Source organism: Burkholderia sp. PU8-34, assembly GCF_053427725.1.
In genome coordinates this window covers 1-579 of record NZ_JBSAXC010000066.1, presented here as the reverse complement: position 1 = coordinate 579, position 579 = coordinate 1, and the positions used below count along the sequence as shown (strand labels likewise).

Here is a 579-nt window from a genome sequence, read left to right as displayed (position 1 = left end):
CAAGCACCAGTTGCTGGACCGTGACGGCCTGCTGTCGCGGATGCTCCCCTTTGCCAAATGAAGGATCCCATGAAAGTGTCTTTCTCCCGCCCCCTGCTGGCCGCGTTCGCCGCGGTGTCGCTTGCCGCGTCGGGCGCGGCGCTCGCCGACGTCGATCTGGCGAAGAGCAAGGTGTCCGCCGTGTCGAAGCAGATGAACGTGCCGACCGAAGGCGTGTTCAAGAAGTTCGCCGCGCAGATCAAGTTCGATCCGGCGAAGGCCGCGCAGGGCACCGCGCAGGTGTCGATCGACATTGCGAGCTTTGACATCGGCGACAAGATGTACAACGACCAGGTCGCCGGCAAGGACTGGTTCGACGCGAAGGCTTATCCGCAAGCGACCTTCGTGTCGTCGGCGATCGCGCCCGCGGGCGGCAACAAGTACAACGTGACCGGCAAGCTGACGATCAAGGGCAAGGCCGAGACCGTCACGGTGCCGGTCACGATCACGCAGAACGGCGCGACGCAGAGCTTCGACGGCGTGCTGCCGATCAGGCGCTCCGCGTTCAACGTCGGCACCGGCGAGTGGAAGGACACGTCG

General features: G+C 64.8%; 1 protein-coding gene. It reads left to right on the top strand.

The window, feature by feature from the left end:
- Positions 1 to 69 precede the first annotated feature (69 nt).
- Positions 70 to 579: YceI family protein (locus ACV22Z_RS35720; RefSeq protein WP_448080938.1), on the top strand; the 510-nt coding region annotated here is incomplete at its 3' end.